This is a genomic window from Streptomyces sp. GL_141, assembly GCF_057834385.1.
Genome location: NZ_CM174402.1, coordinates 5,356,399 through 5,380,701, shown reverse-complemented (window position 1 = coordinate 5,380,701; position 24,303 = coordinate 5,356,399). Strand labels below are relative to the sequence as shown.

Here is a 24,303-nt window from a genome sequence, read left to right as displayed (position 1 = left end):
CGTGCTCACCGCCGGGAGGTGGCAACTCTGGCACATCTTCCGGAGCACCGGACGCGAGGGTCCACCGCCCGTGCACCACCGGCGCACCACCCCCGCAATACCCCGCGCGCGGGCCCCCGCACGGGGCCCGCGCCACCCGCGCGATCACGCCGTGATCCGGCCGCGATCGGGCTGCGACCGGGCCGTGACCGGGTCTCGCTCCGGCCTCGATCAGGCCTCGATCCCGCGCCGGCGGCGCCGCGTTCCCGCCCCGGCGCCGCCGCCGGCTCCCCTTCCGCGCGGGGAGCCGGCGCCCATCCCTTCAAGGAGTTCGCGCCCAAGGAGCTCGCATTCATCCCCCGGGAGCTCGCGCCCATCCCCCCGGGGGCTCGCGCTCACCCCGCGGGGCGCTCGTCACACGTTCGGGGGCGCTCCCTCGATCGGGCGTCCGAGCACCCCGGGCCTGCGCTGCCACGGCAACGGGCCGCCCGGCGGCCGGTAGTCGACCCCGAGGGCGTCCAGGCGGTGGTAGTGCGCCGTCATCCGCGCCTCGAAGTCCGCGTAGTCCCGCTCCCCGGGCAGCGGCAGCCGGGACCACACCACCTCGGCGAAGGCCGCGAGGCGCGGGAACACCTGGTAGTCGACGCGGCTCTGGTCCTCCATCACCTCGGTCCACACGTTGGCCTGCGCGCCCAGCACGTGGGCGGCGGCCTCTTCGGACAACTTCGGCGGTACCGGCTCGAACCGGTACACATCCTCCAATGTCCGTACGTACCCGATGGGCATCGGCTCGTCCGTGCCGTCCGCCTGACGGTGGTCCAGGTACACCTGCTGCTCGGGGCACATCACCACGTCGTGGCCGGCCTCGGCGGCGGCGATGCCGCCCGCGTAGCCGCGCCAGGAGGACACGGCCGCTCCCGGGGCCAGTCCGCCCTCCAGGATCTCGTCCCAGCCGATGAGCCGGCGGCCGCGCCGCGCGAGCCAGCCGTCGAAGTGCCGGATGAACCAGGACTGCAGACCGTCCTCGCCGTCGACCCCCAGCTCCCGGATCCGCTCCTGCGCCACCGCGGACTCGCGCCACTGCGCCTTGGGGCACTCGTCGCCGCCGATGTGCACGAAGGGCGAGACCTCCGCCGGGAACACCTCCAGCAGCTCCTCGAAGACGCCCTCGTAGAACCGCAGGACGGCCTCGGTGGGCGCGAGCACGTTCTCGTTGATGCCCCAGTCGTCCCACACCTCCAGCGCCGCCGTGTCCACCACGTCCGTGTTCCCCAGCTCCGGGTACGCGGCGATCGCGGCCTGCGAGTGCCCCGGCACGTCGATCTCCGGCACCACCCGCACGTGCCGCTCCGCCGCGTACGCGACGATCTCGCGCAGGTCGTCCTGGGTGTAGAAGCCGCCGTGCGGGGTCTCGTTCCACAGCGGGGAGGCCCGGTGGCCCCAGCGGCTGCGGGCCCGCCACGCGCCGACCTCGGTGAGCCTCGGGTAGCGCTTGATCTCGACCCGCCAGCCCTGGTCGTCCGTCAGGTGCAGGTGCAGCACGTTGAGCTTGTGGGCGGCGAGCAGGTCGATGTACCGCAGCACCGCGTCCTTGGGCAGGAAGTGCCGGGCCACGTCGAGCATCAGGCCGCGCCAGCCGAAGCGGGGGCCGTCGGCGATGTCGATGTACGGCAGGCTCCAGGTCCGGCCGGGCAGCGGGGCTTTTCGGTAGGCGTCGGAACCCAGGAGCTGACGCAGCGTCTGGGCGCCCCGGAACAGCCCGGCCGGGCTCGCGCCGGTCAGCTCCACGCCGTCGGCGCCGACGGTGATCCCGTACGACTCCGGCCCCGGTCCACCGGCACCTTCGGGGTCGATCCGCAGCCGTACGTCGGCGCGCACGCCGGCCGCGGCCGGCGGCAGGCTCCAGCCGGTGGCCGAGCCCAGCTCCCGGCGCAGCCACCGCGCGACGCCCTCGGTGCCGGGCCCGGCCTCCAGAACCGGCTCGGGCCCCAGGACGAGGCGGCGGCCGCCCCCGTCCGGAACCGCGGCCAGGGGTACGGGGATCAGGTCCATGCGTCAGCCCTTCACAGCAGCCAGCCTGTTGCACAGTACGCAACGACCGTTCCGCACCGTGCTCGTCGCGGCCGACCCTAGCCCGCCCCGAGGGCACGGAAAAGGCCCCCGGTACGCAAAGCTGCGCACCGAGGGCCTTCGTCCCGTCTCAGGAGGGCCGGACGACTACTTCCCGTCCTTGCCACCCTTGTCCTTGTCCCCGCCGGGGCCCATGGACTCGTAGATCTCCTTGCACATGGGGCAGACCGGGTACTTCTTCGGGTCCCGGCCCGGCACCCAGACCTTGCCGCAGAGCGCGACGACGGGGGTGCCCCCGAGCGCGCTCTCCATGATCTTGTCCTTCTGGACGTAGTGGGCGAAGCGCTCGTGGTCGCCGTCGCCGTGGGACACCTGCGGCGTCGGCTCTACGAGGGTCCCCGTACCAGTCCCGCGATCGGGCTCAAGAGTGCTCATGACGCCAGGGTACCGAGTCCCTCGCGCGCGAGGGATCCGCACCGGCCGCCGCGGCCGCCCCCGGCCCCGGGTTCAGTTCAGCGACGGGTCGTCCGCGTACGTGGCCACCATCGCCAGCTCGCTGCGCTGGCGCCGCAGCACGGCGCGCCACAGCCGTTCAGGGTCCGGGAAGGAGACGTCGCCCGGCTCGGAGTCGACGACGTACCAGGCGCCACCGCCCAGTTCCTCCTCCAGCTGCCCCGGGCCCCAGCCCGAGTAGCCGGCGAAGATGCGCAGGCCCCCCAGGGCCGCCGCGAGGAGTTCGGGCGGGGCCTCCAGGTCGACCAGACCGATCGCCCCGTGCACCCGGCGCCAGCCGAGCGGCCCCTCCTCGCCCGGGATGACCGCCAGCCCCAGCGCCGAGTCCAGCGCCACCGGGCCTCCCTGGAAGACCACTCCGGGGTCCTTGGCCAGCGGAGCCCAGGGCAGCAGGACGTCGCCGACGCCCACCGGGGTGGGCCGGTTGAGGACAACGCCGAGCGAGCCCTGCTCGTCGTGGTCGAGCAGCAGCACCACCGCGCGGTCGAAATTCGGGTCCGCGAGGGCGGGGGTGGCCACGAGCAGCCGCCCTGTGAGGGAGGACACCTCGGTCATGGCGCCATGGTCTCGCACATTCGCCCGTGAGGGGGAGTGGGCGGCGCGTCCGGACCTTGCGCAGCTCAGGGCGCACCGCTGCAGTACGGGGCGCGCACGGCCCCCGGGCCGGACCCCAGCCGGAAGGAGACGCTCCGCCACCTGGCGGGCACCCAGGGTGTTGTGCCGAATTCATGACAGTCCTACGGCCCCGTCAGCCTTACGAACAGGGGGGTCATGCCCCTTACCCTTTTCACTGGCCCCCTGCCCACCCCTCTCCGGAACGCGAGATTCATGACCGGCATCAGTGACGATGTACTGCTTGTCCACGGCGGAACTCCGCTCGAGGGCGAGATCCGTGTCCGCGGCGCGAAGAACCTCGTACCCAAGGCGATGGTCGCGGCCCTGCTCGGCAGTGAGCCCAGCCGGCTGCGCAACGTTCCCGACATCCGTGACGTCCGGGTCGTGCGCGGGCTGCTCCAGCTGCACGGGGTGACCGTCCGCCCCGGTGACGAACCGGGCGAGCTGGTGCTCGACCCCTCGCACGTCGAGAGCGCGAACGTCGCCGACATCGACGCGCACGCGGGGTCCTCGCGGATCCCGATCCTGTTCTGCGGTCCGCTGCTGCACCGCCTCGGCCACGCCTTCATCCCGGGCCTGGGCGGCTGCGACATCGGCGGCCGGCCGATCGACTTCCACTTCGAGGTGCTCCGCCAGTTCGGCGCGACCATCGAGAAGCGCGAGGGCGGTCAGTACCTGGAGGCCCCGCAGCGCCTTCGCGGCTGCAAGATCCGCCTCCCCTACCCGTCGGTCGGCTCGACCGAGCAGGTGCTGCTGACGGCCGTCCTGGCCGAGGGAGTCACCGAGCTCAGCAACGCCGCCGTCGAACCGGAGATCGAAGACCTCATCTGCGTCCTGCAGAAGATGGGCGCGATCATCTCCGTCGACACCGACCGGACCATCCGGATCACCGGCGTGGACAGCCTCGGCGGCTACAACCACAAGGCGCTCCCGGACCGGCTGGAGGCCGCCTCCTGGGCGTCCGCCGCGCTGGCGACCGGCGGCAACATCTACGTGCGCGGCGCGCAGCAGCGTTCGATGATGACCTTCCTGAACACCTTCCGCCGGGTCGGCGGGGCGTTCGAGATCGACGACGACGGCATCCGCTTCTGGCACCCGGGCGGCCCGCTCAACGCCATCGCACTGGAGACCGACGTCCACCCGGGCTTCCAGACCGACTGGCAGCAGCCGCTGGTCGTGGCGCTGACCCAGGCCGCCGGCCTCTCGATCGTCCACGAGACGGTCTACGAGTCCCGCCTGGGCTTCACCTCCGCGCTCAACCAGATGGGTGCGCACATCCAGCTCTACCGGGAGTGCCTGGGCGGCAGCGCCTGCCGTTTCGGCCAGCGCAACTTCCTGCACTCGGCCGTCGTCTCGGGGCCCACCAAGCTCCAGGGCGCCGACCTGGTCATCCCCGACCTGCGCGGCGGGTTCTCGTACCTGATCGCGGCGCTCGCCGCCGAGGGCACCTCGCGGGTGCACGGCATCGACCTGATCAACCGGGGCTACGAGAACTTCATGGAGAAGCTCGTGGAACTGGGCGCCAAGGTCGAGCTCCCGGGCGGGGACCTCGTCTAGATCCACCCGTAGATCCACCCAGACCGTCCCAGAACGCCCCCACGGGCCCCGTACAGGGCCTGTGGGGGCGTTCTGGCTCCCGGGAGCCACTCGGCGTGCCGGGAGCGCCGAGAGGCGGCCACCCGGTGCCGGGTGGCCGCCTCTCGCGTACTACGTACTACTACTGCCGTCCCGAGGGCCTGTGCGGCCTTCGGCACAAGGGCTGACTACTTGCCCTTGGCGGCTTCCTTGAGCTTGGAGCCCGCGGAGACCTTCACGCTGTAGCCGGCCGGGATCTGGATGGGGTCGCCGGTCTGCGGGTTGCGCGCGGTGCGAGCGGCACGGTGGGTGCGCTCGAAGGTCAGGAAGCCGGGGATGGTGACCTTCTCGTCGCCCTTGGCGACAATCTCGCCGACGGTCTCGGCGAGCGCGGCCAGAACGGCGTCGGCGTCCTTGCGGGTCACCTCGGCGCGCTCGGACAGAGCGGCCACCAGCTCACTGCGGTTCATGTTGTACTCCCGTGTTCAACGTGCCTTAGAGGCGTGAGATCGAAGCCGATGCTGCCAGGGCCCTAGGACAGTCCCCGGACCCGGGTCTGACGTCAGACCCTCTCGCCCGGTTACGCATCCTGCCCCCACCACCGGCGGGAAAGCCAATCCGGCACCCGCCGGGGTCACACGAAAAGCGCCACAGTCACGCCGCGGTGACGCTCCGTCCGCACCGGAAGGCGTCCGGAGGGTCTCCGGATGACGTCCGACAGACACGGACCGCGGGCCACGCGGGCATCCCCGCAACCCTATGGGCGGCCCGGGGGGCCCGCATCCCGCGACGCGCCGGGGGATCAGACGGAGGTGGGCGGCGTCACAGCCGCGGAGGCCGCCTTGCGGACGGCTCCGGCGACCGCGCCCGCGACCTTGTCGTTGAAGACCGACGGGATGATGTAGTTCGCGTTCAGCTCGTCCTCGCCGACCACGTCGGCCAGGGCGCTCGCGGCGGCCAGCATCATGTCGGTGTTCACGGTGCGGGACTGGGCGTCCAGCAGGCCGCGGAAGACGCCCGGGAAGACCAGCACGTTGTTGATCTGGTTCGGGAAGTCGGAACGGCCGGTGGCCACGACGGCGGCGGTCTGGCGGGCGACCGCCGGGTCCACCTCGGGGTCCGGGTTCGCGAGCGCGAACACGATCGCGCCTTCCGCCATGGCGGCCACGTCCTCGCCGGACAGGACGTTGGGGGCCGAGACGCCGATGAAGACGTCGGCGCCGACCACGGCCTCCTTCAAGGTGCCCGTGTAGCCCTCGGGGTTGGTGTTGTCGGCGATCCAGCGCAGCGGCGAGTCCGCGGCCGCGTCGACGAGGTCGGGGCGGTCCGCGTGCACGACACCGTGGATGTCGGCGCTGACGGCGTTCTTGACGCCCGCCGCGAGGAGCAGCTTGAGGATCGCGGTACCGGCGGCGCCGGCGCCCGACATGACCACCTTCACGTCGCCAACGGCCTTGCCCACCACGCGCAGTGCGTTGGTGAGGGCGGCGAGGACCACGATGGCGGTGCCGTGCTGGTCGTCGTGGAAGACGGGGATGTCGAGGGCCTCGCGCAGCCGGGCTTCGATCTCGAAGCAGCGCGGCGCGGAGATGTCCTCCAGGTTGATGCCCGCGAAGCCCGGGGCGATCGCCTTGACGACGGCGACGATCTCGTCGGGGTCCTGGGTGTCCAGGCAGATCGGCCAGGCGTCGATGTCGGCGAAGCGCTTGAAGAGGGCCGCCTTGCCCTCCATGACCGGCATGGCGGCCATCGGGCCGATGTTGCCCAGGCCCAGCACGGCGCTGCCGTCCGTCACGACTGCGACGGTGTTGCGCTTGATGGTCAGGCGGCGCGCGTCCTCGGGGTTCTCGGCGATCGCCATGCACACGCGGGCCACGCCCGGGGTGTAGATCATCGAGAGGTCGTCGCGGTTGCGGATGGGGTGCTTCGACTGCATCTCGATCTTGCCGCCGAGGTGCATCAGGAAGGTGCGGTCGGAGACCTTGCCCAGGCTGACGCCCTCGATCCCGCGGAGCTTCTCGACGATCTCGTCGGCGTGCGCCGTGGACGTCGCGGCGATCGTCACGTCGATTCGGAGCTTCTCGTGACCGGATGCGGTCACGTCGAGGCCGGTGACCGAGCCACCGGAGGACTCCACGGCGGTGGTGAGCTGGGAGACCGCGGTTCCGCTCGCGGGCACTTCCAGGCGGACCGTCATCGAGTACGAGACGCTGGGCGCCGTTGCCATGGCCGTGTTCCTCTTCTGTCCCTGGTTCTTCTGTACACAGGGCCCAGCGCTGCTCCGGCCGAAACATGGCAGGTGCGGCAGGACCTGTTGTCCGATCGTCCCACCTACCAGCCGGTACAAGGTAACCAGCTACAAATTTCGGAAGAACTCTTCCACCATACGAGATACCCGGGGTCTGGGGAATGGGTGGCCCATACAAAAAAGGTCCGCGCCCCCCACTGAGTGGAGGACGCGGACCTGGTGCTTCTTACGTCTATGACACCGACCCGCCATGCTCGCCTCGCGGCAAGTGGTCGCTCTAGGCGACTAAGGTTGGGCCCGGGGGCTTGGATCGAGTCGGTGCCGTAACCCAGGCTAACAAAGGTTCGCCCGAAGTGATCCCCCCACCGGCGAGCGGTTGCGGGACCACGCCCTTGGCCGCCGACCAACCGGCCGTACGAGGCTCCGCGCGCGGGCCGGCCTCACGGCTGCAGCAGCGCCGCGACCCCCTCGGCGTCGGGGGCGTCCCGGTCGGTGGAGACCACCGTCAGCTGCTGGGTCGCACGGGTCAGGGCCACGTAGAGCACCCGCAGGCCCGCCGGGGACTCGTCCGCGATCTCCGCCGGGGAGACGACCACCGTGGCGTCGTACTCCAGCCCCTTCGCCTCCAGGCTGCCCAGGGCGACCGCCCGCTCCCCCAGGTCCGCGAGCCAGCCCGCGGCCTCCGCGCGCCGGTCCATGGCCACGACCACGCCGACCGTGCCGTCCACCTGCTCCAGCAGCCGCCGGGTCTCCTCCACGACCGTGGAGCGCAGATCCGGTCCATCGGGCGCCACCGCCGTGAAGCGCGGCCGAAGGCCCGTGGAGCGCACGGCCGTCGGCGGCTCCGTGCCCGGCGCCGCCAGCTTCAGCACCCGCGAGGCGACCTCCGCGACCTCGGCCGGGTTGCGGTAGTTCACCGTCAGGGTGAACTTGCGCCGCGGCCGCGTGCCCAGCGCCTCGTCGCGCGCGGCGGCCGCCTCCTGCGGATCGGTCCACGAGGACTGCGCCGGGTCGCCGACCACCGTCCACGTGCCGCCCCGGCCGCGACGGCCGACCATCCGCCACTGCATCGGCGTCAGGTCCTGCGCCTCGTCGACGATGACGTGCGCGTACTCGGTGCGCTCCGCCGCGAGCCGCTCGGCCCGCTCCCACTGGGTCTCCTCGCGGGTCGGCATCAGCTCCTCCAGCCCGCTCAGCTGGTCCAGCGGGTTCAGCTCCCGCTTGCGCTTGGGCCGCGCGGGCGCGCCCAGCAGCTGCTGGAGCTCGTCCAGCAGCGCCACGTCGTGCACCGACAGGGCGCCCTTGCCGTCCGGGCCGACCCGGCGCAGGGAGCGTGCCACCTGCCGGGTCTCGCGCGGGTTCAGGTCCCGGCGCGACCAGCGCGACAGCCGCCGCTCGTCCGCCATGGAGGCCAGCACCCCGCGCGGGGTCAGTTCGGGCCACCAGGCGTTCAGGAAGTCGATGAACGCGTCCTCCGTCGAGATGTCCTCGTCGAAGGCGGAGCGCAGCTCGGCGGCGAGCTCCGGGTCGCTGTGCCGGCCGGCCCCGCCGGACTTGGAGTACAGCGCGTCCAGCAGGAGCTTGCGGGCCCGCGGGCGCAGCAGGTTGACCGGGGCGGTGCCGGACAGGACGTTCTGCCGGATCCGGTCGAGGTCGGGGGCCTCCAGCTCCTGGCGGCGCCCGAAGGCCACCACGCGCAGCCGCTCGGGAGCGGGGGCCCCGCCGGGGCCGCCGAACTCCAGGGCTCCCCGTACGGCCTTGCGCAGCACCTTCAGCATCCGGGACGAGCCCTTGATCCGTGCGGTGGACGGATCGTCGTACGTGGTCGCCTCGGCCCCGTCGACGAGCGAGCCGAGCGCCCGGATGGCGACCTGGCCCTCTTCGCCGAGGGAGGGCAGGACGCCCTCGGTGTAGGCGACCAGGAGGGGGGTCGGGGAGACGATCAGGATGCCGCCGGAGTAGCGCCGCCGGTCCTGGTAGAGCAGGTAGGCGGCGCGGTGCAGGGCGACGGCGGTCTTGCCGGTGCCCGGTCCGCCCGCGACCTCGGCCACCGAGGCGGCGGGCGCCCGGATGACGAGGTCCTGCTCGGCCTGGATGGAGGAGACGATGTCGCGCATCGAGTGGGTACGGGCCCGCCCGAGGGCGGCCATCAGGGCGCCGTCGCCGATGACGGGCAGCTCGTTCCCGTCGAGGAAGGCGGTCACCTCGGGGCGCATCAGGTCGTCCTCGACGCCGAGCACCTTGCGCCCCTTGGAGCGGATGACCCGGCGGCGCACGACGCGGCCGGGCTCCTTGGGGGTGGAGCGGTAGAACGGCGCGGCCGCGGGGGCCCGCCAGTCGATGACGAGCGGCGCGTAGTCGGAGTCGAGGACTCCTATGCGGCCGATGTGGAGCGTCTCGGCGATATCGGCCGTGAGGTCGGTGCGGATCGCGTCGTCGGCGGGCTCGACGGAGGTGAAGGCGCCGTCGGGGCCCCGCTCCCCGTCCTTGCCGAGGACCAGGTCGATGCGGCCGAACAGGAAGTCCTCGAACTCGTTGTTGAGACGGTTGAGGTGGATCCCGGCGCGGAACACCTGCGCGTCCCGTTCCGCGAGGGCGCCGGGCGTGCCGACCTGGCCACGCTTGGCGGCGTCGTTCATCAGGAACTCCGCCTCGTGGATCTTCTCCTCAAGGCGTCGGTACACGTGATCGAGATGCGTCTGCTCGACCGCGATCTCCCGATCGCGGACGGAATCCGCCGTGCTGTCGACAGCGGCATTCTGCGCGGCCACCAAGGCCCCTTTCTGACGTGCATGGGCAGCCGTCAACCGTACGCCAAGGGGCCCTCCCGCGCACGCCCCTTCCGGGACGGCTCGCGGATCAAGACGAAGATCACGCCCGGCGGGCGCCGCGGGCCGGGTCAGCCGGGGCGGGATTCGAGGACCCGGCGCCGGTGCCGGGCCACGCGCTCGCGGTTGCCGCAGAGCTCGCTGGAGCACCAGCGGCGGCGGTGTCCGCGCGAGGTGTCGAGGTAGACCCGGGCGCAGCCGTCGCCCTCGCAGGCCCGCAGCAGGTCCCGTTCGCCGGGGTCGGTGAGCAGTTCGACGGCGTCCCGGGCCACGGCGGCGAGCAGCCCGGCGCATTCGACTCCGCCGCACAACTCCCGTACGAGGTGACCTTCTTGGTCCTGCACTGCACACAGTCCCGGGGGTGGACCGGCGGCCGCCGCGTTGACCCGGGCCAGCGCGGGCCCGGGCGGCGCGGTTCCGGCCAGCTCGGCCCGTACGAGGCTCTCGACGTCTGCGCGCAGCACCCGGAAGGCGTGCACCCAGTCGTCGCCGACCCGGGTGAGCGGCGTCCGGTCGGGCACCAGCCCGGCTCCGGTGAGCCACAGGCACAGCCCGTCGCCGTCGCGGATGCCCTCGGTCTTCGCGAGAGGCGCAAAAGTAGCCACCAGGTCCAGGCAGACCCGCCCGGAGTCGAACCACATGCCCGTCACCGCCTCCCGCTCGGGGCGTGCCCCCAGAGTGCCCGTCTCCGGGGCCGGCGGCTAGAGGGCGGGCGGCTCGTCGTTCAGGAGCAGCTGGAAGAGGCGGTGGTCCCGCCAGTCCCCGCCGACGTGCAGGTAGCGGGGCGCGAGCCCGTACTGCTCGAAGCCCGCCTTCGCCAGCACCCGCTGCGAGGCCAGGTTCTCGACCCTGGTGCCCGCCTCGACCCGGTGCAGCCCCTCCTCGTCGCGGGCGATCCGGCAGACCTCGTGCAGCGCGGCGGTGGCCAGCCCCTTGCCGGTCCAGGCCTCGTCGATCCAGTAGCCGATGGCGCCGCTGTGCAGCGCCCCGCGCACGATGTTCTGGAGGTTGATCGCCCCGGCCACCCCGTCGGCGGTGACCAGCACGAACGGCCGTGCCCGCCGGTCCGCCCGGGCCGCGAGCAGCTCCTCGATCCGGATCCGCTGCGCCGCCTCCGTGTAGAAGTCCTCGGCCCGCCAGGGCTCGTAGGGGGCCATGTACGCCCGGTTCCGCTCCAGCACCTCGGCGACCCCGGCGGCGTCGGCCGGCCGGATCTCCCGCATCTCCACCCCGTCAATGATCATCCGGGCACGCTAACGGAAACGGGCGGAGCCCTGCCAGCCACGGGACCGAGCCCGTACGGGTCTCCCGGGCGGCCCTCAGTCCGCGCAGGGGCCCGCGTCCAGCGACAGCCGGTAGCCGCGCTTGACGACGGTCTGGATGAGGTTGGGGGCGCCCAGGGCCACGCGCAGGCGGGCCATCGCCGTTTCCACCGCGTGCTCGTCGCGGCCCGCGCCCGGGAGGGTGCGCAGGAGTTCGGAGCGGGCCACGACCCAGCCCGGGCGCCGGGACAGGGCCCTGAGCAGGGCCATGCCGGCCGGCGGTACGGGGCGCAGCTCGCTGTCGACGAGGACCGCGTGGCCGCGCAGCTCCAGTCGGTGTCCGGCCACCGGGAGCACGCGGGCCCGGCCCGGGAGTTCCTGGCACAGGAGCTGCACGAGGGGTCCGAGCCGGAAGCGCTCGGGCTGCACCGTGGGCACGCCCTCCGCCTGCAGGGGCAGGGCCGTCACCGGCCCCACGCACGCGGAGAGCACCGACCCGCCGGTCAGTGCCGCGAGCACGGGTTCCCGTACGCCCCGCTCCGCGGCCCGCGTCAGCAGGGAGGCCGCCGCCGGCGCGGAGGTGAAGCTGACCGCGTCCACCCCGCCCGCGGCCACCGCGTCGAGCAGCCGGTCCAGCGGCCCGAGGTCCTCCGGCGCCATCCACCGGTAGACGGGTACGCCGACCACCTCGGCGCCGCCCGCCCGCAGGGCCTCGATGAACCCGGGCAGCGGCTCCCCGTGCAGCTGGAGGGCGATGCGCCGGCCGGCCACCCCGGCCGTGAGCAGCCGGTCCAGTACCTCGGCGAGCGACTCCGACCGCGGGGACCAGGTCTCCACGAGCCCGGCCGCCCGGATCGCCCCCTTCACCTTCGGTCCGCGCGCCAGCAGTTCGGTCTCCCGCAGCCGACCGAGCAGTTCCTCGCCGAGCCCCCACCCGTCGGCCGCCTCGATCCAGCCGCGGAAGCCGATGGCGGTGGTCGCCACCACCACGTCGGGCGCGCAGCCGATCAGTTCCTTCGTGGCGGACAGCAGTTCGGCGTCGTCGGCGAGCGGCACGATCCGCAGGGCGGGCGCGTGCAGCACCGTGGCGCCGCGGCGGCGCAGCAGGGCGATGAGCTCGTCGGCCCGCCGGGCGGCGGTGACCCCGACGGTGAATCCTGCGAGCGGGCCGGCCAGCGGAACGGCGTGGGTGTCGTGGTCGTGGTCGTGCATGGTGACCTGCCTCGCACAGTGGTCGGGTCCGGTGTCGGGGTCCGATATCGGGTTCCGGTGTGGGGGTCCGGTGTCGCGGTCCGGTGTCGCGGTCCGGTGTCGCGGTCACCCGCATGCGTGACGTTCGCGTGAACCGAGCCTGCCCTGGGGGCGTATCAGGCTCGGTTCACGCGTATTTCGGTGCCGTTAACCGGCGTGTGCTCGCCGTTACACCGAGGTGAGCTGCGGCTTCGCCTCCGCCCCGGCCGTGGGGATCATGACCTGGGCGGGCCGGCGAAGGTATACCGCCCAGGTGACGGCGCAGCACACCGCGTAGAAGCCGAGGAAGGTCACGAAGGCCGCCGTGCCCGAGCCGGAGCTCAGGAACGCCTCGCGGAAGACCAGGTTGATGCCGAGCCCGCCGAGCGCGCCGACCGCGCCGATGAGTCCCATGGAGGCGCCGGACAGCCGCCGCCCGTACGCGGCCGCGTCCTCGCCGCTCATCCCGCGGGCCAGCGCCTTCGCCTGGAAGATGCCGGGGATCATCTTGTAGGTGGAGCCGTTGCCGAGCCCGCTGAGGACGAACAGCCCCACGAAGCCGACCAGGAACACCGGCAGGGATTCCCGTACGGAGGCCAGGATCACCACTCCGGTCGCCGCCGCCATCGCCACGAAGGTGCCCAGGGTGATCCGGGCGCCGCCGAAGCGGTCCGCGAGGGCCCCGCCGACGGGCCGGATCAGCGAGCCGAGCAGCGGTCCGATGAAGGTGAGCGAGGCCGCCTGGAGCGGGGTGCGGCCGAACTGCGTCTGGAGCACCAGGCCAAAGGCGAAGCTGTAGCCGATGAAGGAGCCGAAGGTGCCGATGTACAGGAACGCCATGATCCATGTGTGCCCGTCGCGGGCCGCGTCCCGTACGGCCCCGGTGTCGTTGCGCACGGGCGCCAGGTTGTCCATCCGCACGGCGGCCAGCACCGCGGCGATCACGATCAGCGGGATGTAGGCGCCGAGCAGCAGCCGCGGGTGGCCGGCCCCGGCCGTGCCGATGACCAGCAGGGCGACGAGCTGGACGACGGGGACGCCGATGTTGCCGCCGCCCGCGTTGAGGCCGAGCGCCCAGCCCTTCTTGCGCAGCGGGAAGAAGGCGTTGATGTTCGTCATCGACGAGGCGAAGTTGCCGCCGCCGACCCCGGTCAGCGCGGCCACCAGCAGGAAGGTGTTGTACGAGGTCCCGGGCTCCATCACCAGCCAGGCGGCGACGGTCGGGGCGAGCAGCAGCAGGGCGCTGACGACGGTCCAGTTGCGGCCGCCGAAGCGGGCCACAGCGAAGGTGTAGGGCACGCGGACCAGGGCGCCCACGCAGGTGGCGGTGGCGATGAGGAAGAACTTCCCGGCGGGGTCGATCCCGTACTGCGGGCCCATGAAGAGCACCATCACCGACCACAGGGACCAGATCGAGAACCCGATGTGCTCGGAGAGCACGGAGTAGATCAGGTTGCGGCGGGCGGTCTTCTCACCCGTTTCCCGCCAGAAGGTCTCGTCCTCGGGGTCCCACCGCTCGATCCAGCGGCCACCCTTGCGCGGTGCGGTCGTACTGGTCATCACACGCCTCCACAGCTGCTGCGATCACGTCGCGCTCGTCGGGCCTAGTCCGGCTCGTCGCGTCCCGTCCGTGGTGACGACCGTAAGAAGGGCTCGTTTCAGCCCCGGTCCCCGCCGGATGACCGGCGGGAAACCTTGCACTCACCCGCCGCCCAGGTCGGGTGTGAGCGCGGGCGGTGTGAGCGCGGGCGGTGTGAGCGCGGGCAGCCAGCTGTCCGGGGGCACCTCCAGCCAGCCGTGCCCCGCCCCGAGCTCCGCGGCGGCGCGGCGCAGCGCGTCGAGTCCGGGATGGCTCGATCCCTTCCGCCACACCATGGACAGCGGCGACAGCGGCACCGGGGCGGTCAGCGGCCGCTTGACGCAGCCGGGCATGTCGAGGAAGCCCACCGTGGCCAGGACCGGACGGCCCGTCTTGGCCATGACCCGGCGGAACTCCTCCTTGCCCACCGCCACCGGCGCGGGCGGCGCCGACTCGATGCCCCGCCCGGCGAACAGCTCGCGCGCCAGCCCGGTCCACTCCAGGGTCCGCGGGTTCCCGGCCCCCGTGTACACCGTCTCCCCGCGCAGCGCGTCCAGCGGTACGGAGTCCAGCGCGGCCAGCGCGTGCCCCTCGGGCAGCAGCACGGCGAGCGGCTCGTACCGTACGGGCGTCCGCGCGAGCCGGGCCCGCAGCGCCGGGTCGAGGCCCTCGGCGTACCCGAAGGAGACGTCGAGGCGGCCCGCGGCGATCTCGGCGGCGGCGTGGGTGAGCCCGGACTCGAAGCGGGCCATCAGCTCGCAGTCGGGGGCGAGTTCGCGGGCCCGGTCCAGGACGGTGCGGGCGGTGCCGGGGCCGTCGGTGTTGAGGTCGACGAGCAGCGGCCGGGGCCCCGCGAACGCCCCGGCCAGCTCCTCGTGGGCCCGCAGCGCGCCCCGGGCCAGGGGCAGCAGCCGCTCCCCGTCCGGGGTCAGCTCCACGGCGCGGGTGGTACGGACGAACAGGGCCGCGCCCAGGGTCTGCTCCAGCCGGCGCACGTCCCGGCTGAGGGCCTGCTGGGCCACGTAGAGCCGGGCGGCGGCACGGGTGAAGTGCAGCTCCTCGGCCACGGCGAGGAAGGCGCGCAGCAGGCGGGGTTCCACGTCTCGGGGCGTCACCTGCGGAGACTAGGCAACAGCGACCGGATTGACAACGCGGGGCGGTGAATCACTCCCGAACAGGTGTTGGACCACGGACGGCCCCCGGCCCGAGCCTTGACCCATGCCCACCACCCCGCCGCCCGCCGGCCCGGTCGCCACCACCCTGCCGTCCGCCCGTCCGTCCGCCGGCCCGGGCGCCATCACCCCGCCGTCTGCCCTGCCGTCCGCCGGCCCCGCCGCGGGCACTCCGTCGTCTGCCCGGTCCGGGGGCGCCGCGCGCCGCGCCGCCCCCGCCGCACGCGGCCCGCTCATGGCCGTCTCCGGCACCACGCTGGTGCTCGCCGCCGCCCCGGCGCGGCCGGAGCACCCGTCCCGCGCGGCGCAGCCGCACCGCGCGGCGCGGCCGACCCGCGCCCCGGGCCCGTACCGCCGGCTCTTCGCGCTCCCCGGCACCCGCGGGTTCACCGCCGGGAACCTCATCGCCCGGCTCCCGATGGGCATGTTCGGCGTCAGCGCCGTCATGATGATCGCCGGGCAGCGCGGCTCGTACGCCCTCGCCGGCGCGGTCGTGGCGGCCGGCCTGGCCGCCACCGCCCTCGTGGCGCCCTGGACGGCCCGGCTGGTCGACCGGCACGGGCAGGCCCGGGTCGCCGTGCCCGCCACCCTGATCGCGGTCCTCGGCTCGCTCTCCCTGATCGCGTGCGTCCGTACCGAGGCCCCCGCGTGGACCCTCTTCGCCTCCTACGCCGCCACCGCGACCACCCCCAACATCGGCGGCATGTCCCGCGCCCGCTGGACCCACCTGCTGCGGGACGACCCGGCCTCCCGGCACACCGCGATGTCCTTCGAGCAGGCCGCGGACGAACTGGCGTACATGCTCGGGCCGGTGGCCGCCGCCTTCCTGTGCACCGCCGCCTTCCCGGAGGCGGGCACCCTGGCCGGGGCCGTACTGCTCCTCACCGGGATGCTGGTCTTCACGGCCCACCGCGCCACCGAGCCCCCGCCGGCGCCCGCGGTCCGGGGACCCTCCCCGCTCCGCGCCCTGGGCGGACTGCTGCCGCTCTTCCTCGCCCTCGGCGCGATGTTCGGCTCCATGGAGATCACCTCCATCGCCCATCTCGGCGCCCACGGCCTCGGCGGGCTCTCGGGCCCGGTCCTCGCCCTCCAGGCGGCCGGTTCCTGCGCGGCCGGCCTGCTCTACGGCACCCTGCGCCCGCGCACGCTCCCCACCTGCCTCGGCGTCCTGGCCCTCGCCATGACCCTGCCCTGGGCCGCGGCGGCCACCGGCTCCCTGCTCCCCCTGGCCCTGGCCCTCCTGCTGGCCGGCATGGCCACGGCTCCGGTCATGGTCACCGCGATGTCCCGGATCCACGCCGTCACCCCGCCGGGCCGCCTCAACGAGGGCATGACCCTCGCCGTCACCGCCCTCTTCGCCGGCATCGCGGCGGGCTCCGCGACGGCCGGCTCGGCGATCGACCACTGGGGCACGACCACCCCGTACGCCCTCCCGGCGGGGGCGGCGCTGGTGGCGCTGCTCCTGGGCGGAGTGGGAGCAGTTTCCCGTAAGAGATCGGCACGTTAGCCACGTACTGATCTCTGATCCCGAATCGAGTGACGCCATGTCCATGAGCGCCGGCGAGGCCCGAGCGACCCTGTTCCAGCTCATCTCGCACGTCAGCACCGACCACACTCCGGTGCGCATCACGTCCGAGAACGGCGACGCCGTCCTCATGGACGCCGACGACTACGACTCCTGGCAGGAGACCATCCACCTCCTCCGGTCGCCGGAGAACGCGAAGCGCCTGATGGAAGCGGTTGCCCGCGACCGCGACACCTTCGCCAGGACACTGGACGAGCTGAAGGAGATGGCCGGGGGCGAGGAGTGAGGAGCGCCCACTTCGACCCCGCGGCCTGGGACGACTTCCTCTTCTGGCGTGCATCGGGCCGGAAGCCGGCCCGATGGATCAACCGCTTGATCGGCGAGATCCAGCGCGACCCGTTCGGCGGGATCGGCAAACCCGAACCCCTGAAGGCTGAGTTGTCGGGCTACTGGTCCCGCCGGATCGATGACGAACACCGCCTCGGCTACCGGGCCGACGAGAAGGAAGTGAAGATCCTGAAGGCCCGCTACCCCTACTGACCGGGCCCCCGCCCCCGCGCACGAAAAAGCCCCCGGCCGGCGAGTGAACTCGCGGGCCGGGGGCTTTTTCACATGGGGTGGTGGAGATGGCGGGAATCGAACCCGCGTCCAACGGTGCAGAAGTAGGGCTTCTCCGAGCGCATTCCGCTGCGCTTTTCTCGGCCCCGGAGATCACACGGACAAGTCTCCGACGGGCTCAGTCACTGTTTGATTTCCCTCTATCCCCCGTGACCGGAGTTAGAGGTTTAGATCCCTAATTGACGCCAGGATCCGGACCGGGACCACTTCCGGGCTGACGCTCCTCACAGAGGCTTCAGCTCACTGTTATTAGGCAGCGAGGGTGAAGCGGGAGTTATCGCTCTTGGAGTTGGCGATTATTGTTTGCGACATATGGTTAACGAGATCATTGCCGCTTTCTCGGCTCGCTTCCCCTACATCGACATCCGCTGTCGAAACCGATCATCCCCATGTTTCACGCTGTTCAGTTATGAGATCCAGCAGGCGCTCTCCATGCGTCCCGCTCGACCGGCGCCACTCGCAAGCGCGTGGTGCTGACGCCATGGTACGCGACGTGGACCACACTCTGCCAGGACATTAAAGCTGGCCGCGCTCCTTGCGCTTCACGGCCGAGATCACCCGGTTCGTCTCGCGCGTGTCCTGCTTCTCGCGCAGCGACTGCCGCTTGTCGTACTCCTTCTTACCCTTCGCCAGCGCGATCTCGATCTTGGCCCGGCCGTCCTTGAAGTACAGGGCGAGCGGCACGATCGTGTTGCCCGTCTCCCCCGTCTTCGACTCCAGCTTGTCGATCTCCTCGCGGTGCAGGAGGAGCTTGCGCTTGCGCCGCGCGCTGTGGTTCGTCCAGGTGCCCTGGCTGTACTCCGGCACGTGCACGTTGTAGAGCCAGGCCTCGCCGCTCTCCACCGACACGAAGCCGTCCACCAGCGAGGCACGGCCCTGACGCAGGGACTTGACCTCGGTACCCGTGAGCACGAGGCCGCACTCGTAGGTGTCGATGATCGTGTAGTCGTGCCGCGCCTTCTTGTTCTGGGCGATCAGCTTGCGCCCTGTTTCCTTAGCCATAGTGCGGTCATTTTCGCACTATGGACCCACCCCGATGCCACTCAATACCGTGCGGGCCCGTTCCTCGACCCGGTCCGCCACCGCCAGGTCCGGGGTGATGCCCGCGCCGTCCAGGCTGCGGCCCGCCGGAGTGCGGTACGTCCCCACCGTCAGCTCGGCCACCGAGCCGTCCGGCAGCTCCGTCGGCATCTGCACCGAACCCTTGCCGAAGGTGCGGGTGCCGACCGCCACCGCGCGGCCGCGGTCCTGCAGGGCTCCGGTGACCAGCTCGGCCGCGCTCATCGTGCCGCCGTCGATCAGCGCCACCAGCGGCCGGGTCGTATCGCCGCCCGGGGTCGCGTAGAGGGCGCGCTGCGCGCCGCGCACGTCGTACGTCGCCACCAGCCCGCCGTCCAGGAAGGCGGAGGCGGCCGTCACGGCCTCGGTGACCAGGCCGCCGGTGTTGCCGCGCAGGTCGAGCATGACCCCGCCGCCGGCCGGGGCGGCGCGGACCGCGGAACGCACCAGGTCGCCGGAACCCCGGGTGAAGGAGGCGACCTTGATGACGGTGATCCCGCCGGCAAGCGATCGTACCGTCACGGGCTCGCTGCGCAGCTTCTCGCGCCGCACGGTCCGCGTGACGTCGGCCCCGCCGCGGGTCAGCTTCAGTTCCACCGGGGTGCCGGCCTCGCCGCGCAGCAGGGCCACCACCTCGGCCACCCTGAGCCCCGTCACGCCCTGCCCGTCGATGCTGAGCAGCCGGTCCCCGGCACGCATCCCGGCCCGCGCCGCGGGGCTGTCGGGCTGCACCCGGTCGACCTCGATGCGGCCGTCGCGCAGCCGCCCGGCCCACAGGCCGACGCCCGTCCAGTGGCCGTCCAGGTCGTCGGCGAAGGCCTCGTACTCGCCCTGGTCGTACACCGCGGCCCAGCGGTCCCCGCTGCGGCTGACCACGTCCTGGGCCGCCGACTTGGCGGACTTGCCCTCGGCGACGGCCTCGGCGGCCGCACGGGCCACCTCGTCCCGGTCGGCGGTGGCCGCCTCGCGGTGCGGCTGCGCCGGGGCCGGTGCCCGCGGCGCGGGCACGGCCGCGGAGGGCTCCGTACCCACCACCAGGGCGGCGGGGCCCGCGGAGGCGCCGGGGCCGGAGCGGTCCCAGCTCCCGGTGCACGCGCCGGCACCCACGGCGGCGAGGAAGACCAACGTCAAAACGGCCCCGCGACGCACGTCGCGGGGCCGGAGACAGAGGGCGGGCAGTCCCGGCATGGCGCCGAGTCTAGGACAAGGCCCGCGGCGGTACGGGTGGTTGGCCGTACCGCTCGCGGGGCGCTCGTCACACCTTCAGGTACTTGCGCAACGCGATGAAGGCGGCCAGCGAGGGCATCAGCACGCCGATGACCAGGACGAGCGGCAGCTTGGTCAGGACCGAGTCCCAGCCGATGAAGTTGATGAGCTCCATCTTGTCGCGCAGCGCGGCGCCGTGGTCGATCACGAAGTACTGGCCCGCGCCGAGCATCCCGCAGGCGAGCAGCGCGCCGATGAGGCCGGCGAAGGCGGCCTCCATGATGAACGGCACCTGGATGTAGAAGCTGGAGGCGCCCACCAGGCGCATGATCCCGGTTTCGCGCCGACGGCTGAAGGCCGAGACGCGCACCGTGTTGACGATCAGCAGCAGGGCCACGACCAGCATGATCAGCATGATGCCGAGGGCGGCCCAGTTGAGGTAGCCGAGGAGTCTGAAGAGGTTGTCCAGCACGGTGCGCTGGTCCTCCACCGACTGGACCCCGTCCCGCCCGGAGAAGGAGGTCGTGATGACCTTGTACTTCTCCGGCTGCTTGAGCTTCACCCGGAAGGACTCGGGCATCTGGTCCGGGGTGATGGACGCGGCCAGGGCGGTGTGCCCGAACTGCTCCTTGTAGTGCTTGAAGGCCTCGTCGGAGGACTCGTACGTGACGGCCTCGACGAGGTCCATGCCCTTGAGCTCGGTCTCCAGGGCCTGCTTCTGCTCCGGGGTCACCGCGCCCTTGGAGCAGGAGGCCCCGTTGGTGGCCTCGGCGTCGCTCTTGTTGCAGAGGTAGATGGAGACGTTGACCTTGTCGTACCAGTACCCCTTCATCTTGCTCACCTGGTCGCGCATGAGCAGGGACCCGCCGAACAGGGCCAGCGACAGGGACACGGAGATGATGACCGCGAAGGTCATGGTCAGATTGCGGCGGAGACCGACCCCGATCTCCGACATGACGAACTGGGCGCGCATCGCGTCTCAGGAGCCTTTCAGTGCTGGTAGCCGTAGACGCCGCGCGACTGGTCGCGGACGAGACGGCCCTGCTCGAGTTCGATGACGCGCTTGCGCATCTGGTCGACGATCTGCTGGTCGTGGGTCGCCATGATCACGGTGGTGCCGGTCCGGTTGATCCGGTCCAGCAGCTTCATGATGCCGACGGAGGTCTGGGGGTCCAGGTTGCCGGTGGGCTCGTCCGCGATCAGCAGCGCCGGCCGGTTGACGAAGGCACGGGCGATGGCCACGCGCTGCTGCTCACCGCCGGAGAGCTCGCCGGGCATCCGGTCCTCTTTGCCGCCGAGGCCGACGAGTTCCAGGACCTGGGGAACGGCCTTCTTGATCTCGCCGCGCGGTCTGCCGATGACCTCCTGGGCGAAGGCCACGTTGTCGGCCACCGACTTGTTGGGCAGGAGACGGAAGTCCTGGAAGACGGTCCCCAGCTGGCGCCGCATCTGCGGGACCTTCCAGTTGGAGAGCTTGGCGAGGTCCTTGCCCAGGACGTGCACCTGGCCGTGGCTCGCCCGCTCCTCGCGCAGGATGAGCCGCATGAAGGTGGACTTGCCGGAGCCGGAGGAGCCGACCAGGAAGACGAACTCGCCCTTCGCGATGTCCAGGGAGACATCTCTGAGTGCGGGGCGGCTCTGCTTCGGGTAGGACTTGGAGACGTTGTCGAATCGGATCACGGGTGCACCACGGTCGCCGGGAGTAGGTGTGCGTGACCATACGCGAACAGGCGCGAGGTGTGGACCCGGCGTCCGGAGTTGCCCGATATATCCCCTGGTCCGAGAGGTGCGCGACCGCGATTGCCCGGAGGGGCCGCGCCGAATGTCACCGAAGCTGGCACAGTGGGAGGGGGAACGGACCGGTTCCCGTCACCGTTGTACCGAGGGGACGAAAGGAGGAGCGCATGACATATGACCGGCTCGTGTGCGCGAACTGCGCCGCACCCGTCAGCCAGGGCCGCTGCCCGGTGTGCCGGGCGAACCGGGGGCGCCTCCAGCAGGAGGACCCCTTCTCCGGTGGTATCAACCCGGTGGCGCTCGTCGCGCTGCTGGTGATCCTGGTGGCCGCGCTGGCACTGGTGGCTCAGCAGACGGCGTAGTTCCTCAGCCGCCACGTCCCGATCAGACGCAGAAGACGCACGACGCACGACGCACGAACGGAAGGGCCCGGACACCGTAGAGGTGTCCGGGCCCTTCCGGCCGTTCCGAGGCGCTGACTACGCGGTCTGCTCCTGCTGCTTGCGCCAGCGGATCCCGGCCTCCAGGAAGCCGTCGATCTCGCCGTCGAGCACCGCCTGCGGGTTGCCGACCTCGAACTCCGTCCGGAGGTCCTTGACCATCTGGTACGGGTGCAGGACGTAGGACCGCATCTGGTTGCCCCAGGAGCTTCCGCCGTCCTTGAGGGCGTCCATCTTGTCCTTCTCCTCCTGGCGGCGCCGCTCGAGCAGCTTGGCCTGGAGGACGTTCATCGCGCTGGCCTTGTTCTGGATCTGCGAGCGCTCGTTCTGGCACGAGACCACGATGCCGGTCGGCAGGTGCGTGATGCGCACCGCGGAGTCGGTCGTGTTGACGCCCTGGCCGCCGGGGCCCGAGGCGCGGTACACGTCCACGCGCAGCTCGCCCTCGTCGATCTCGACGTGGTCGCTGGACTCGACGACCGGCAGCACCTCGACGCCCGCGAAGGAGGTCTGGCGGCGGCCCTGGTTGTCGAAGGGTGAGATCCGGACGAGGCGGTGCGTGCCCTGCTCGACGGAGAGGGTGCCGTAGGCGTACGGGGCCTTGACCACGAAGGTGGTCGACTTGATGCCGGCCTCTTCCGCGTACGAGGTCTCGTAGATCTCGGTCGGGTAGCCGTGCCGCTCGGCCCAGCGCAGGTACATGCGCTGCAGGCGCTCGGCGAAGTCGGAGGCGTCCACGCCGCCGGCCTCGGCACGGATGTTGACCAGCGCCTCGCGCTCGGCGTACTCGCCGGAGAGCAGGGTGCGGACCTCCATCTCGTCCAGCGCCTTGCGTACGGAGACCAGCTCGATCTCCGCCTCGGCGAGGGTGTCCGCGTCGTCCATCTCCTGGGCGAGGTCGAACAGCACCGCGAGGTCGTCGATGCGCCCGCGCAGGTTCTCGGTCTTGCGGACCTCCGCCTGGAGGTGCGAAAGCTTGCTCGTGATCTTCTGGGCGGCCTCCGGGTCGTCCCACAGGGACGGCGCGGCGGCCTGCTCCTCGAGCACGGCGATTTCTGCCCTCAGCTTGTCGAGGTCCAGGACGGCCTCGATCGACCCCATGGTCGAGGAGAGGGACTTCAGCTCTTCGGAAACATCGACGACTGCCACGGGTCCAGCGTAGCCGGTCCCCGGGGGGCGCTCTCCGGCCAGGCCGAATCACCCGTACTAATGGTGGGTCGTACGGGCGTACGCTCACGATATGACCGTCTTCCTCGTCAAGCGCCGCCATGTGGACCACATGCGTGTCACGACGACGAGCTGTCTGCCGCCGGACCATCCCCAAGCCTGATCCACCCCGATCCGACTTGGTCCTGTACGCGGCCTCGCGGTCCCGGCGCCAACCCTGCCGGCGGCCCTCCCCAGCCGCGGCCCCCGCCACCCCTGGGGACAGGACCCCGTGACATCCGAAACGGAGCCGTCATGCCGTCCGCGCACCCTTCTCCCTCTCCTTCCCCCTCTTCTTCTTCCGCTCCCTCCGCTGCGCCCGAAGCCACCTCCCTCCCGGTCCTGGACCTCTCCCAGGCCGACGATCCGGCGCTGCGCGATTCCTTCCGCAAGGAACTGCACGCGGCCGCCCGCGACAGCGGTTTCCTGCACCTCACCGGGCACGGGGTCACTGCCGCCGAGACCGCCCGCATCCTGGCTCTGACCAGGGAGTTCTTCGCGCTCCCGGAGGCGGACCGGCTGGCCGTGAGCAATCTCAACTCCCCGCACTTCCGGGGGTACACCCGCATCGGGCACGAGCTGACCGGCGGCGCCTCCGACTGGCGCGACCAGCTCGACGTGGGCGCGGAGCGGGAGGCGCGGGACGTGGGACCGGACGACCCGGCGTACCTGTGGCTGGAGGGCCCGAACCAGTGGCCGGCGGCCCTTCCGGAACTGCGGGACGCGGTGCTGGAGTGGCAGTCCCGGCTGGCGGCGGTGGCCCACCGGCTGCTCCGGGAGCTGCTCGCGTCGATCGGCGCGCCGGCGGACTTCTTCGACGAGGCCTTCGCGGACCGGCCCCACCTGCACACGAAGCTGATCCGCTACCCGGGATCCGCCCCGACGGGCACCGACCAGGGGGTCGGGGCCCACAAGGACTACGGCTTCCTCACCCTCCTCCTCCAGGACTCCGTGGGCGGGCTCCAGGTGGTCCGGGACGGGGCCTTCCTGGACGTCCCGCCGCTGCCGGGGGCCTTCGTGGTCAACCTGGGCGAGCTGCTGGAGATCGCGACGGAGGGGTACCTGACGGCGACGGACCACCGGGTGGTGAGCCCGGCGGGGGGCGTGGAGCGGTTCTCGGTGCCGTTCTTCTACAACCCGCGGCTGGACGCCGTCATCGAGACGGTCCCGGGCGACTACCTGGACGCGGCGCCGGGGATAGCGCACGACGCGTCGAACCCGCTGCACGCGGAGTACGGCCGCAACGAGCTGAAGGGCTGGGTCCGGGCCCACCCGGCGGTGGCGCGGCGCTGGCACCCGGAGCTGACGGGGGCGTAGCCCGGCCGGACAGCCCTGCGGGGCCGTCCCCGACCCGCCCTTCCACCGTTCCCCGGGCTCCGCCCGGACCCGTTGCCGGGTGCGGCGCCGTTCCCGGGGGCCAGCCCCCGGACCCCCGCTCCTC

General features: G+C 72.0%; 22 protein-coding genes and 1 other RNA gene. 6 read left to right on the top strand and 17 right to left on the bottom strand.

All coding sequences use genetic code 11. The annotated features are described in order from the left end of the window. Positions 1-393: 393 nt before the first annotated feature. The 3 genes from AC3IX6_RS23835 to AC3IX6_RS23825 all read right to left on the bottom strand — a co-directional run bounded on the left by AC3IX6_RS23835 (position 394) and on the right by AC3IX6_RS23825 (position 3,117). Positions 394-2,031, bottom strand: a complete 1,638-nt coding sequence (locus AC3IX6_RS23835; RefSeq protein ID WP_489364423.1) for a beta-N-acetylhexosaminidase — start codon at positions 2,029-2,031, stop codon at positions 394-396. A 165-nt stretch (positions 2,032-2,196) separates the two neighbouring features. Next, complete coding sequence (locus AC3IX6_RS23830; RefSeq protein WP_243337322.1) at positions 2,197-2,484, bottom strand: DUF3039 domain-containing protein; 288 nt, start codon at positions 2,482-2,484, stop codon at positions 2,197-2,199. Positions 2,485-2,556: 72 nt separating this feature from the next. After that, positions 2,557-3,117 (bottom strand): YqgE/AlgH family protein, encoded by a 561-nt coding sequence (locus tag AC3IX6_RS23825; RefSeq protein ID WP_489364421.1) that lies wholly within the window; start codon positions 3,115-3,117, stop codon positions 2,557-2,559. 273 nt (positions 3,118-3,390) lie between these two features. On the opposite strand from AC3IX6_RS23825, the gene murA reads away from it, so the two are divergent. Further along, on the top strand, positions 3,391-4,734 hold the full coding sequence (gene murA, locus AC3IX6_RS23820) for a UDP-N-acetylglucosamine 1-carboxyvinyltransferase (protein WP_489364419.1): 1,344 nt from the start codon (positions 3,391-3,393) through the stop codon (positions 4,732-4,734). Positions 4,735-4,940: 206 nt separating this feature from the next. Here the strand turns inward: murA and AC3IX6_RS23815 are convergent, their stop codons facing one another. The 8 genes from AC3IX6_RS23815 to AC3IX6_RS23780 form a co-directional block, all read right to left on the bottom strand. After that, positions 4,941-5,222 carry an HU family DNA-binding protein gene (locus AC3IX6_RS23815; RefSeq protein WP_007264399.1) on the bottom strand — a complete coding sequence of 94 codons (282 nt, stop codon included), beginning with the start codon at positions 5,220-5,222 and terminating at the stop codon, positions 4,941-4,943. A 332-nt stretch (positions 5,223-5,554) separates the two neighbouring features. Then, positions 5,555-6,979 carry an NAD-dependent malic enzyme gene (locus AC3IX6_RS23810; RefSeq protein ID WP_399384508.1) on the bottom strand — a complete coding sequence of 475 codons (1,425 nt, stop codon included), beginning with the start codon at positions 6,977-6,979 and terminating at the stop codon, positions 5,555-5,557. A gap of 461 nt (positions 6,980-7,440) precedes the next feature. Continuing rightward, positions 7,441-9,771, bottom strand: coding sequence for a HelD family protein (locus tag AC3IX6_RS23805; RefSeq protein WP_489364414.1), 2,331 nt, complete (start codon positions 9,769-9,771; stop codon positions 7,441-7,443). Positions 9,772-9,899: 128 nt separating this feature from the next. Beyond that, positions 9,900-10,469, bottom strand: a complete 570-nt coding sequence (locus AC3IX6_RS23800) for a CGNR zinc finger domain-containing protein (protein WP_489364412.1) — start codon at positions 10,467-10,469, stop codon at positions 9,900-9,902. Between the two features lie 60 nt (positions 10,470-10,529). Further along, positions 10,530-11,072 carry a GNAT family N-acetyltransferase gene (locus AC3IX6_RS23795; RefSeq protein ID WP_489364410.1) on the bottom strand — a complete coding sequence of 181 codons (543 nt, stop codon included), beginning with the start codon at positions 11,070-11,072 and terminating at the stop codon, positions 10,530-10,532. A 75-nt stretch (positions 11,073-11,147) separates the two neighbouring features. Next, complete coding sequence (locus AC3IX6_RS23790; protein WP_489364408.1) at positions 11,148-12,302, bottom strand: uroporphyrinogen-III synthase; 1,155 nt, start codon at positions 12,300-12,302, stop codon at positions 11,148-11,150. A 207-nt stretch (positions 12,303-12,509) separates the two neighbouring features. Beyond that, positions 12,510-13,880 (bottom strand): nitrate/nitrite transporter, encoded by a 1,371-nt coding sequence (locus tag AC3IX6_RS23785; protein WP_489364406.1) that lies wholly within the window; start codon positions 13,878-13,880, stop codon positions 12,510-12,512. Positions 13,881-14,021: 141 nt separating this feature from the next. Further along, positions 14,022-15,014: a LysR family transcriptional regulator gene (locus AC3IX6_RS23780; protein WP_489364404.1), complete on the bottom strand. Its 993-nt coding sequence runs from the start codon at positions 15,012-15,014 to the stop codon at positions 14,022-14,024. 292 nt (positions 15,015-15,306) lie between these two features. On the opposite strand from AC3IX6_RS23780, the gene AC3IX6_RS23775 reads away from it, so the two are divergent. From AC3IX6_RS23775 to AC3IX6_RS23765, 3 genes are read left to right on the top strand one after another with little or no spacing between them, the layout of a single operon-like run. Next, the gene (locus AC3IX6_RS23775) at positions 15,307-16,578 is read left to right on the top strand and encodes an MFS transporter (protein WP_489371541.1); all 1,272 of its coding nucleotides are present in this window, start codon (positions 15,307-15,309) and stop codon (positions 16,576-16,578) included. 37 nt (positions 16,579-16,615) lie between these two features. Beyond that, on the top strand, positions 16,616-16,882 hold the full coding sequence (locus AC3IX6_RS23770) for a type II toxin-antitoxin system Phd/YefM family antitoxin (RefSeq protein ID WP_489364402.1): 267 nt from the start codon (positions 16,616-16,618) through the stop codon (positions 16,880-16,882). Next, a complete protein-coding gene (locus tag AC3IX6_RS23765; RefSeq protein WP_489364400.1) occupies positions 16,879-17,136 on the top strand; it encodes a Txe/YoeB family addiction module toxin in 258 nt (85 codons plus the stop codon). Before AC3IX6_RS23770 ends, AC3IX6_RS23765 begins: the two co-directional genes overlap by 4 nt. Positions 17,137-17,214: 78 nt before the next feature. Here the strand turns inward: AC3IX6_RS23765 and ssrA are convergent. The 5 genes from ssrA to ftsE all read right to left on the bottom strand — a co-directional run bounded on the left by ssrA (position 17,215) and on the right by ftsE (position 21,159). Next, positions 17,215-17,603: a transfer-messenger RNA gene (ssrA, locus tag AC3IX6_RS23760) on the bottom strand. A 127-nt stretch (positions 17,604-17,730) separates the two neighbouring features. Continuing rightward, on the bottom strand, positions 17,731-18,216 hold the full coding sequence (gene smpB, locus AC3IX6_RS23755; protein WP_489364398.1) for an SsrA-binding protein SmpB: 486 nt from the start codon (positions 18,214-18,216) through the stop codon (positions 17,731-17,733). An 18-nt stretch (positions 18,217-18,234) separates the two neighbouring features. After that, entirely contained in the window at positions 18,235-19,461 is a 1,227-nt protein-coding gene (locus AC3IX6_RS23750; RefSeq protein WP_489364396.1) for a S41 family peptidase, read from the bottom strand. Positions 19,462-19,528: 67 nt separating this feature from the next. Next, the gene (gene ftsX, locus AC3IX6_RS23745; protein WP_250741071.1) at positions 19,529-20,452 is read right to left on the bottom strand and encodes a permease-like cell division protein FtsX; all 924 of its coding nucleotides are present in this window, start codon (positions 20,450-20,452) and stop codon (positions 19,529-19,531) included. Positions 20,453-20,469: 17 nt separating this feature from the next. After that, the gene (gene ftsE, locus AC3IX6_RS23740; protein WP_243337359.1) at positions 20,470-21,159 is read right to left on the bottom strand and encodes a cell division ATP-binding protein FtsE; all 690 of its coding nucleotides are present in this window, start codon (positions 21,157-21,159) and stop codon (positions 20,470-20,472) included. A gap of 224 nt (positions 21,160-21,383) precedes the next feature. Here ftsE and AC3IX6_RS23735 point away from each other — a divergent pair, with 224 nt between their 5' ends. Next, the gene (locus AC3IX6_RS23735; protein WP_489364393.1) at positions 21,384-21,578 is read left to right on the top strand and encodes a hypothetical protein; all 195 of its coding nucleotides are present in this window, start codon (positions 21,384-21,386) and stop codon (positions 21,576-21,578) included. Positions 21,579-21,695: 117 nt separating this feature from the next. On the opposite strand, the gene prfB is transcribed toward AC3IX6_RS23735, so the two are convergent. Further along, positions 21,696-22,805, bottom strand: a complete 1,110-nt coding sequence (gene prfB / locus AC3IX6_RS23730) for a peptide chain release factor 2 (protein WP_489364391.1) — start codon at positions 22,803-22,805, stop codon at positions 21,696-21,698. Positions 22,806-23,117: 312 nt separating this feature from the next. Here prfB and AC3IX6_RS23725 point away from each other — a divergent pair, with 312 nt between their 5' ends. Beyond that, complete coding sequence (locus AC3IX6_RS23725; RefSeq protein WP_489364389.1) at positions 23,118-24,179, top strand: isopenicillin N synthase family dioxygenase; 1,062 nt, start codon at positions 23,118-23,120, stop codon at positions 24,177-24,179. Positions 24,180-24,303: the final 124 nt, after the last annotated feature.

Bases quoted from the DNA above. Each gene is read 5' to 3' on its own strand.
- AC3IX6_RS23750 (WP_489364396.1), bottom strand. From the start codon at position 19,461: ATGCCGGGACTGCCCGCCCTCTGTCTCCGGCCCCGCGACGTGCGTCGC.
- AC3IX6_RS23835 (WP_489364423.1), bottom strand. From the start codon at position 2,031: ATGGACCTGATCCCCGTACCCCTGGCCGCGGTTCCGGACGGGGGCGGC.
- AC3IX6_RS23800 (WP_489364412.1), bottom strand. From the start codon at position 10,469: ATGTGGTTCGACTCCGGGCGGGTCTGCCTGGACCTGGTGGCTACTTTT.
- AC3IX6_RS23795 (WP_489364410.1), bottom strand. From the start codon at position 11,072: ATGATCATTGACGGGGTGGAGATGCGGGAGATCCGGCCGGCCGACGCC.
- AC3IX6_RS23810 (WP_399384508.1), bottom strand. From the start codon at position 6,979: ATGGCAACGGCGCCCAGCGTCTCGTACTCGATGACGGTCCGCCTGGAA.
- AC3IX6_RS23785 (WP_489364406.1), bottom strand. From the start codon at position 13,880: ATGACCAGTACGACCGCACCGCGCAAGGGTGGCCGCTGGATCGAGCGG.
- AC3IX6_RS23815 (WP_007264399.1), bottom strand. From the start codon at position 5,222: ATGAACCGCAGTGAGCTGGTGGCCGCTCTGTCCGAGCGCGCCGAGGTG.
- AC3IX6_RS23735 (WP_489364393.1), top strand. From the start codon at position 21,384: ATGACATATGACCGGCTCGTGTGCGCGAACTGCGCCGCACCCGTCAGC.
- AC3IX6_RS23725 (WP_489364389.1), top strand. From the start codon at position 23,118: ATGCCGTCCGCGCACCCTTCTCCCTCTCCTTCCCCCTCTTCTTCTTCC.
- AC3IX6_RS23825 (WP_489364421.1), bottom strand. From the start codon at position 3,117: ATGACCGAGGTGTCCTCCCTCACAGGGCGGCTGCTCGTGGCCACCCCC.
- ftsX (WP_250741071.1), bottom strand. From the start codon at position 20,452: ATGCGCGCCCAGTTCGTCATGTCGGAGATCGGGGTCGGTCTCCGCCGC.
- AC3IX6_RS23790 (WP_489364408.1), bottom strand. From the start codon at position 12,302: ATGCACGACCACGACCACGACACCCACGCCGTTCCGCTGGCCGGCCCG.
- AC3IX6_RS23830 (WP_243337322.1), bottom strand. From the start codon at position 2,484: ATGAGCACTCTTGAGCCCGATCGCGGGACTGGTACGGGGACCCTCGTA.
- AC3IX6_RS23770 (WP_489364402.1), top strand. From the start codon at position 16,616: ATGTCCATGAGCGCCGGCGAGGCCCGAGCGACCCTGTTCCAGCTCATC.
- smpB (WP_489364398.1), bottom strand. From the start codon at position 18,216: ATGGCTAAGGAAACAGGGCGCAAGCTGATCGCCCAGAACAAGAAGGCG.
- murA (WP_489364419.1), top strand. From the start codon at position 3,391: ATGACCGGCATCAGTGACGATGTACTGCTTGTCCACGGCGGAACTCCG.
- AC3IX6_RS23775 (WP_489371541.1), top strand. From the start codon at position 15,307: ATGGCCGTCTCCGGCACCACGCTGGTGCTCGCCGCCGCCCCGGCGCGG.